We start from the raw sequence: 8968 nt of genomic DNA, 5'->3' as shown, positions 1-8968 counted from the left end.
CGAGTAGGCTTTGGCCGCTGCCATGAGGCTATCGAATTCGGTTGTCGACAGCTTCATCAAGCGGCAGAAGGCTGCGGTGTCCGAGAGGGTAACTTTTTTAGGGGTTACATACAGGTCGTAAACCGGGGCATTGTCAACCAGCAGCTTCAGGTTGCGGTCATAGATTTGCCCTCGATGGGGCGTCTGGTAGAGCCGGGTGATGGAGTTCTTGGAGGCCCCCAGGGAGTAGGTATCATCAACGACCTGCAAGTAAAACAATCTGGCTATATACACCAGAGCAATGCTACAGAAAGCGCCCAGCACTACCCACTTACGATTTTCAAACATGAATTGAACGAAAATTAATCGACCTTTACGCCCCCGTCCCGGGTTGAACTACTGGTAAGTTGACCGATATGTGTTGGTACCCGATCACTATGTTGTGGCTGGAGATTCTGCTTTATAAAGCGCTGGCCAACCATTTCTGATGGATTCGTTAAGGGATGCTCCAATTGAAGAATCAGTACTTATTAAATAAAAAACCCTAACGAATCATGAGCATTCTCAGCATAGAGTATAACAGGTGGTTATCAAAGTTAAGCAATAGATTCTTTAGGTGAAAACCATACTATTAAACGATCACGTGAGGTTGCTGTTTAAAGTCGATGCCAGCCAGAAATCGTTGGCAGCGCATAAAAAGTGGCATTTCATTCAGCCGCTTCCCGATGGGAAGCGGCGGTTTTATGAGTAGGGCATATAAGGAATGGCCTCAAGGATTGGTTGTTTTGCCCGTGCAATTGCCGACTAACCGTTTATCGATAAAAATAAAGGTATGGCTTCTTAACGAGTTGACTTACCGAGCCCGGCTTCTGTAGAAAATCAAGTAAAACAAATGGTTAAGAAAAGGCTGGGCCAGGATTTAAATTTGCCGTAAAAAAACAGCCATTGATGAATTAGTCAACAGCAATAGGTAACCATCGTAACTTAATTTACTCGCCATGGTGGTCTAAATAAATGCTTTAAGTAGTAGCTTAACTTACCCTATAGGGAGATGTTTAAGACAGCGCCAAGTTACTTAAACCAGTGGCTTGGGATCACTTACACTTTGAGCAGTCTTGGAACACCCTTTTTCTTCGGAAGCAATAGGTACATTACCCTTTGCCAATGCACTGAACAAAAAATTAGGGGTATAATTGTCCCCTATCTAGGCGTTCCAAGGGGTTACGTCGGCTCAAGTCCGCACCCACCATATCCTTTCTTACCTAAGGTAGTGACAAAACTACTTGTTCATCCATGTCCATAAGCCTTTTTATGGAGAGGGAAAGGTCTACCAAAGTAACCCGATAGCTAATAAGTCAGTGAGTAGCGGCTTTAGGGCAATTAACCAGCGCAACCAGCATTTCCATCCCTGCCCACCCGCCTTAGGGCGGATGAACTCGATGAACGCGATGTGAACCCTAGCACTTGACAATAGTCTTTTAGCCCTTCTCGGCTATCGCACTCCACAGCCCGTGGACCAAATTGGCTGGCTGGAAGGCCAAGGCAACTATACCCGGATCTATCTAAGCGGGCAGACAACACCCTTACTGTTTTCCAAACCCTGAAAGCTTTTGAGGAGCCGCTGTCGGCGTTTTTGCGAGCTAGCAAGGGGGCCTTGATCAACCCTGCTCAAAGTAGGCCACTTTAGTCCCTCGACGGCAAACTCTAACTGCTTGACGCACTCCCCATAGAAGTGGACCTCAACCAGCATTTTTCGGGCTTTGTGTATGGCTGGCAGTAAATTGGACCCCATCCCCATATAGATTACGTGGTTACCGTAGGCGTAGGAGTGCCGAATGGCCACCTTAGCGGCCGGAAAATTATCAAGTCTCACCCAAACACTATCTCCTACAATGACTTTAGGGGTATAGATTCCCTTCTCCATTCGCATCATTATTCGGGTGTAGCCTCGCTTTTTGCCAATCGTAAGGTAGCCTCTTGAGCCCGTGTTGAAAGGCAAATCGAAGCTTAAAGTATTGATGGAAGCGACTTCCGCCCAAAAAAGCCTGCCATGCTTGGGGTGAAAGATAGTTGTATATGTCCATCGATTCAGGCGTTTCATAGATGATTCATCAGGAGCACTTGTGATGGCAGGCTTAATCACTAAGATGGCTACTCGTGGTCCACTTCCACTAATCTCGGACACATTGACTAATCCCGCCAGTAAAGTAACTACCCCAATCCACCCCCAATGACCCCATCTAAGGTTTTTTTGCGCAGGGCTACGGTCTCCCCTTGGCGATGCGTTAAAGGCATAAAAGATGAGTTTTGTTTTTAGGGAGGGTAACCCATTGGACGAGCGGTGTGACTTTTTAGATACAAGATCGCTAATCAACGGCGGACTAGGCCTCCTGAAACGAATTAACCTATTTTTTATGATTAGTAAGTATTTATTCATTTTTGTTCATGTATAGGGTAATTATATCATATATATTATCATATATTAATGAATATATAAACTAGGAGTTTAACCTAAAACTTAATCTACTGGACGGTGTGCAGGTGGCGTTTACCCCTTGAAATGAACAGTGTGACTACTTCTTAAAAACAGTTCTTGTAATTGATCAGACATATAAAAGCAATTGAACGGGGAAATTCTGAAATTACAGAACGATTATTAATGGATGTTCTAACGGGCGCTTGGCAAGTGGCATTATAATCGAGCGGCTTTGGCAAGTGGCATATCGGCAGGGCATTCATCGAAAGTGGATGGATGTGGATGGTCGGCCACAACAGAAAAAAGATGAGAGGGTTTTAGAACCAGTTGGACATTGACTTTTGAATCTCAACTGTTGAAATGGTAGCCTGGCTGAATTCAGCTGCGAGCACACAGTTCTCAGATTATAGTAGAACCTGCTACCACTACCTGTGCACCCTGCAGGTACAATTTTCACCGCGAAGGAGACTGATAGTGTTTTAAAATGATGGTGTAACAAGCCGTTTCCGGGCTTACCATATTTAGGAAACAGAATTACTATCGTTCCTTTGTCTCACTTGGGAGCAAAATATGAGACATAGATTTTTAATATCTGTCCAACGCCATCCGTCACATAGGCATAGAAATCTACTGATTTCTGTGTGCAGTAAACCAGTAACATACGAGCTGTTAACCAGGCGCAAACAACCTACTCCTATTCCTTTAAACTCGACTGTGAATCGCTCTTAACGATGTAGACAAAAGGAAGGTTACTTAAATCTTCACTTAGCTCAATGGTGAGATCATAAAACGTCAAATTAGATTGCTTACCAATCTTTTGGACCCGGCCAATCAAGAGGCCTGATGGAAAAGCAGAGTTCTCAGCAGACGTGACAACACTGTCGCCTACACTAACCGACTTGTTCAGGGAAATATCATTTAGCTTTAATCGGTGTGGATCAATTCCGTCCCATATACAGGTGCCAATATCGTTTGCTTTTATTAGTCTGGATGATACGAGAAAACCCGTATTCAGGATAGAAGTTACCAATGAGAAATGAGGACTGCACCGATTAATTTTACCAACAATGCCTTTTGGTGTTATAACACTCATACCAACCCGCACACCGTCGTCTGTGCCTTTGTCAATTGTTATATAGCTACTAGCACCCTGCATACTGGTATTAGCTACTTTGCCAACTAGGTACTCAAATCGAGCATTAAAGCTAGTGTCATTTGGAAGTGCTGTTGATGCACTGTCTAATTGACCAAGTCGATGACGCAGTCGTTGATTCTCAGACATCAAATCACTATGGGCTCCTCCAAGTTGAGAAAACTCATGGCCCATATTCGACCTGCTTACTAGCGGAGCTACGTACTCATTTATCGTACTGAAATAACTTGAATGAGAAGATTTGCTGTTATTAATGCAATAGAAGCAAAGTACTTCCAGCAACACAAACAGGATGAAAGTTCGGATCCGAAAAAAGTATTCAACTATATCCCCCATGAAGAGTATAGGTTAAATTAAAACTTGTCTGCCGCTGGTATGATACTCTACCAGTGCTATACAACCCTTGTTGTATTTATTAAACTACCAAAACTTGGTTTCAGTGTTACATTACTATAGTTTTAGTATTTCCAATAAGTATCTTTTCTAAGGAAGTCGTTAAATGGTAATATTGAAACTTGGTTTCGGTAATACCAAAATATAGTTTTAGTATTACAACATAATAATGACCATATAGGGCCTTCTTCTTCCAACGGGGCAGATTTACACGTTACGGAATTTAGGCATTAGTTGAAATCTGTTTATCAAGTATTTAGCCATTGCTTATCAAGAAGGAAATTCTTTTTGGTGGTATAAATACCCCCCTTTGATTAAACAGATTGGCCGTTTTTGTGGGTACATTTCAGGTACTCTTTTTAATAAAACACTGATTTTCATCATACGATCCATCGTCAGCTATAAATCCCGTTTCTTATCGTGTAAATCTGCCCCGTTGCAACAAGAACCCCTTTATCGACTATGAGCAGCCTTGGCCGCCCTATTGACTACTTACCAAATCATCATCCAAACTTCGGGATGACTCATGTTTTGTGACCTATCGAGCAAACATTTGTCCAAACAGCATACAACTTACAAACAGTCTTTATGACGATTATTGTTTATTACAAGCAGGTTTCACTTGTTGTGTATTCCGCTATTGCTCAATGTTTAAAGCTAACTGCAGGTCAGCAACTAAGCTCATTTAAACAAGCTATTGAAATACTTAACTTAAATACGACACACAAGGCTTTAGTGGAGATGGCTAAACAGCGTTGCTCAAACTAGTAAATCAACTTAAAAGTAATTATCGTGCCCATAATGATCATTCTTTAATAAGCTACTTCAATCTTACAGGTATTTAATAATAAGTAATTTCTCCCTACAGGATTATATACTTATATTTTTTTGTTAATGAATAAAGTACATCAGTATGGGTTTTTCCTATTACAGGGTTTACTTCCTAGAAGCAAAGCCTTCGCTTTCCTAAAGGCCTATAAAGGACTAACATACTTAGACACCTTAACAGTGGATTGACTATTTCTAGACTATACCCAGTTGATTAAATGAGATACGCTAATTAGTGCGGGGGCCTTGTCCCGGCTTTATTTATTAAATCACTTTTCAGCCCTGACAATCCGTGTAATATGTATAATTAGTAGACTACTTTTGTACGTGACCGTTAAATACTTAATAATTACAATAAAGATCTTATTCAAAATGTCGATTGATTGACCAGGGGAAGGTTTAGAAGAATCTTATATCTTAAGCTAATATAATTGTTTCATACAACCATTTGCGAAATCAAATCGCTTCGGCTATTCCGCCGGTGGGGCTCCGTGATATGGTCATAAATATCCGGACACGAAACTTTTTAACTTCGTGTACCATGATCCAATCCCAACAACCAAAACGAAAGTATACTGCCGAGTTTAAGGCCGATGTTCTACGGCTAGTTGCCAATGGTGAACCTATTATGGCGGTGGCCCGTAAGATGGGCATTAGTGATAGCCTGATTCACGCCTGGCGGAAAGCCAATGACAAAGGGGAAAAGAATACTGATCGGGATCTTCAACAAGAAATCGACAGTTTATGTCGGCAACTACGGCAATCGGAGATGGAGCGCGAGATATTAAAAAAAGCTGTTGCCATTTTCAGCCGACAAACCTGACGCTGACTTATCAGTTTATTCAGTCTGAGGAAGCCAGCTTTCCCGTACGACTACTCTGTAAAGTACTGAATGTCAGCAAGAGTGCATATTACACTTACCGTAATGGAGCAATTCACCCAGTCAGATAGCCGTCTAGCCATGAACACAGCAATCAAAAAACTCTTTTGGGAAAACTCCCGACGCTATGGTAGCCGTCGCGTGTTGGAAGCGCTAAAAGAACAGGGTGTAAAAGTCGGTCGGCATCGTGTTCGTCGTTTGATGCAAGAGCAAGACTGGAGAGCCATTCAGCCCCGTAGTTTCGTACCCAAAACGACCAATTCTAGACATGGTTTAACAGCTTGTCCGAACCGACTAATTGAGTTTGGCAAGCCTACTGCCCCTGATCAGGCGTGGGTCGGCGATATCACGTATTTGCCTCTGGCTGACGGGCAATGGGCTTACTTAGCGAGTTGGATGGAGTGGTCCGCCACCGCGGCTGTTTTCTCGTCGGATCGTGGGTTGGTGGGTTGACAAGCACATGAAAGAAAGCCTAATTGTGCAGGCCTTTGATCAGGCCCTCAAGCAGCGTCAACCGAAGCCGGGTTTGATCGTCCACTCTGACCGAGCAGGGCGGTCTGTGCCGTGGTCAGTATTTTGGTCATTATTTTCGGCAACGGCTCGCTAAAAAGCGGTGTCTACAAAGCATGGCGGAAGCTGATAATCCTTACCAGAATGCTCATGCCGAGTCTTTTTGGGGTCGATTGAAAGCTGAATTATTGGAGGATGCGGGGCCGCCCGTGCGGCTGTTTTATGAACCTACAAGATGCTCGTGCTGAGTTGTTTAATTATATTGAAGGGTATTATAACGTCCGTCGGCTGCACTCATCGTTAGGCTACCGTTCACCAATTGACTTTGAAAATCAATTTTATCAAACTGTTTCTATTAAACTCTCATAAGTAAAGTGTCCGGCCAAACGGGACCACCCTACCGATTTAAGGAACCAACTCATTTGTTGAGTTTCTGAGCGGAAGCGTACATTTTGAGTAATTCAGTTCAAAAATATTGCTTTCAAATAGCCTGCTTACAATAGGTAATGAAGTGGAATGAAAGTAATGTATCGGTCAGGCAGGATACCCAAATAGCGAAGCCAGAAAGAGGGATTAAGGATTTTAACTTATAACAAACTGATCTGCAAGGTTATTTCCTATGACTCTATCTCAAAATAAAAGCTCAGTAAAAACTAAGGCATTCTATAACTAGTTAGTTAAAAGGTGACTTAATAATGATTCAAGAGAGAATAAATGTTTAATCCTTAAGATACTGGCAAAGATACCTCATTAGCAACCTTAATCTACCAGACGTTGTATTCACGGAGCTTATCAGTAACATAGCCTAGGCGGCTTAGAGGCAGAAAGACATAACTGTTATCTCCTGGAAACGAGAGCAACGCAATACTTTCCGGGTTGCTTTTTGTTTGACCATTATAATAATCTATTCGTACTTGAAAGCTTTGATTATTTTTTCGAGTCATTAAATAAAAATCGATTACTACCCTACTCAGAGTAGTGTCCACTACCAGCTGATCATAACGGGCTAATACGATAAATGCTTCATCAACCGGGCCGATTGTAGTCCAAGAAATGGCTTTTATAATTTCTTTTTGTTGGCATTCAGTTAATTGTATATCTTTCATGTTCACGCTAAGCTGATGTATTCTCTATGAAGATTCATGTAATGCTATATCAAAATAAACAAATTTTAAATTATTAGTTTCAAGAACCTACTATATCGAAAATATATCTATAAAAAAATTAATTATTTAGGTCGGTTTACCTTCTAGTATTGGTGCCCTGTTGTAAACTGCTTTGTTCCTCGTTAACAGCGTTAGACTGTACAGAATGCACCTGATTCAAGTAGATTAATGCTAATTTTTGAGTCTAATTAGTGAGGTTCCTTTAAGCACTCCTATTTTAAATAAAGGAATTCTAATTTAACTGCTCTTTTAATTAAGCGTTTTAAAAACCATCTTGTTCTGATACCTATCTACAATGATCGAATAGTAGCATACGTTTCTCATCTTCCGTTTGAAAACTTATAGAATGGCTGATATTGGAAAATTGGGTAAACAACCAAAACAAAGCTGACTAACAATCAAAAGAACTGATTAAGTACGGCCTAACTTTATTATAGAATAGGCACTAAAAAGCCCTGAGCGCTCAGGGCTTTTTAGTGCCTAGCAACGAAGAACGGCTTGACCTTTTGGACTTTCAGCCTCTTAATCCACCTTTGTGGACACTAAAAAGTTAGTGGTTCATTAAACTACTGGTTGAAGCATTATAGATCAAAGAATTAATTTACCGGTTCACCGTAGAGTAGACTGAAATAGGCCCTTAGTTCCTCGATACGTTCCAAACTTAGGTCTAGATTGATTCTGTTGGCCTCACTAATCTGCTGTACCTGCTCAAGAGTCACGCCACTGGAAAAACGTTGAATGACTTCTTCTAATACCTGAATTCGTTCTAACAATAATTGTCGATGCAAAGACATACGAAATGATCGATTTTAAGCCAATTTAGAATCTACCGAGTGACAGCTTAAGGTTGTTGGGCAACCTAAGCAAGTATGTGTTTTAGATTAAGAAAAGTGATTAATCTTCTATCCAACCTTATTTTGCGCCCATGCAATCTACAACCTGACTCTTATATATATATACTTAAACAAGATGCCCTGGTTAACACCCTATTAAACCTCGTGAAAAAGCTATTGTTTATAAGAACATTCAAAACGTTGCAGACCTGCTAACCATTAACAGTTTAATACAAAGCACATAGACGGGTTATCTTAAATAATGGTTAAAAAAGTATTGCCATTTTACATGAAGGCTCGCGCATGGGACAAAGTTGCGTTGTTGTACCAGCTCTTTAAGGAAGTCCTTTTACAATGTATATATAAAGAATGCTCTCGGTTACACTTTTTTTTAAATAACCCTATAAGCTCGAAATTACAGGAAAGTTAACTAAGCCTATATTATATTGATACATTCTCAAAGCCTCAATGACCTGTTTTTAAAAGCTATTCAATTTAAATCAGTAAAAAAATAGAAACGGCAGCTATTTTCTGGTTGGTTTTAAGACTAATTTTCGCATAACAAATAAGTACTTATAGTAAGTTCTGTTCAATAAATAGGGCTTTATAAATGAATTGGGGCCAGACGATAGCTAACTAAAAGCAGTTAAGACGGCCTATTTCACCTTGAAGCGGCTGTTTGGCTGATGCAACTCCCATTGCAGGGTGTTTGCATCCAATGCCAACCTCGCCAGCGATTGATAAATCACC

At 41.0% G+C, this 8968-nt stretch carries 6 protein-coding genes and 1 pseudogene; 4 read left to right on the top strand and 3 right to left on the bottom strand.

All coding sequences use genetic code 11. The features are described 5' to 3' along the window. Together ACYVK4_RS32385 and mreC are read right to left on the bottom strand one after the other, a co-directional pair. Positions 1-327, bottom strand: a pseudogene (locus tag ACYVK4_RS32385) (peptidoglycan glycosyltransferase); the annotation flags it as partial. A gap of 2822 nt (positions 328-3149) precedes the next feature. Beyond that, entirely contained in the window at positions 3150-3944 is a 795-nt protein-coding gene (mreC, locus tag ACYVK4_RS32380; RefSeq protein WP_461131726.1) for a rod shape-determining protein MreC, read from the bottom strand. 645 nt (positions 3945-4589) lie between these two features. Between mreC and ACYVK4_RS32375 the strand changes: the two genes are divergently transcribed. The 4 genes from ACYVK4_RS32375 to ACYVK4_RS32360 all read left to right on the top strand — a co-directional run bounded on the left by ACYVK4_RS32375 (position 4590) and on the right by ACYVK4_RS32360 (position 6588). Next, complete coding sequence (locus ACYVK4_RS32375) at positions 4590-4769, top strand: hypothetical protein (protein WP_461131725.1); 180 nt, start codon at positions 4590-4592, stop codon at positions 4767-4769. A 601-nt stretch (positions 4770-5370) separates the two neighbouring features. Beyond that, positions 5371-5652, top strand: a complete 282-nt coding sequence (locus tag ACYVK4_RS32370; RefSeq protein ID WP_461131724.1) for a transposase — start codon at positions 5371-5373, stop codon at positions 5650-5652. Positions 5653-5790: 138 nt separating this feature from the next. Continuing rightward, complete coding sequence (locus ACYVK4_RS32365) at positions 5791-6162, top strand: IS3 family transposase (RefSeq protein WP_461131723.1); 372 nt, start codon at positions 5791-5793, stop codon at positions 6160-6162. Positions 6163-6414: 252 nt separating this feature from the next. Further along, complete coding sequence (locus tag ACYVK4_RS32360) at positions 6415-6588, top strand: IS3 family transposase (protein WP_461131722.1); 174 nt, start codon at positions 6415-6417, stop codon at positions 6586-6588. 395 nt (positions 6589-6983) lie between these two features. On the opposite strand, the gene ACYVK4_RS32355 is transcribed toward ACYVK4_RS32360, so the two are convergent. Then, entirely contained in the window at positions 6984-7325 is a 342-nt protein-coding gene (locus tag ACYVK4_RS32355; protein ID WP_461131721.1) for a hypothetical protein, read from the bottom strand. Positions 7326-8968: the final 1643 nt, after the last annotated feature.

The organism is Spirosoma aerophilum (assembly GCF_054782495.1).
The sequence above is the reverse complement of the archived record's forward strand: the minus strand, read 5'-3'. Positions and strand labels throughout refer to the sequence as shown.